This window comes from Pseudomonas gebzensis, assembly GCF_034427815.1.
Lineage (GTDB): Bacteria > Pseudomonadota > Gammaproteobacteria > Pseudomonadales > Pseudomonadaceae > Aquipseudomonas.
This window is the reverse complement of sequence record NZ_JAXQNS010000053.1, coordinates 1-374: the sequence shown is the minus strand read 5'-3', so window position 1 is coordinate 374 and position 374 is coordinate 1. Positions and strand designations below refer to the sequence as shown.

Annotated in this window: 1 protein-coding gene; it reads right to left on the bottom strand. The window is 65.2% G+C overall.

Features of this window, described 5'->3' with window-relative positions; genetic code table 11:
• A partial coding sequence (locus SJI00_RS22430; protein WP_322463868.1) for an Ig-like domain-containing protein occupies positions 1 to 374 on the bottom strand: 374 nt, incomplete at both ends.

Here is a 374-nt window from a genome sequence, read left to right as displayed (position 1 = left end):
GTGGTGCCGGGTTCGCCACGGCCGTTTAACTGGCTGCCACCTGGGCTGACGATGAGATCGGTTGGGGCATTGGGCGGTGTGTTGTCGACGGGCGCTTCCAGGTTCGGGGCCAGGACTGCGGCGCTGTTTGAAACGTTGCCTGCAGTGTCTTGAGCGGTTACCGCCAGCGCCTGACCCTCGGTCTGCGGGGGGACAAGGGTGATAGCAAAGCTGCCGGCAGCGTTGACGACGGCGGTGCCGATTTGATTGCCCTGGGCATCGACCACACGAACCGTGCTGCCGGGTTCGCCGCGACCGGTGAGGGTGGTGCCGTCGGCACTAACGTTGAGCAGGGAGGGCTCGACCGGAGCGGTAATGTCGAAGGCGGTGATCGA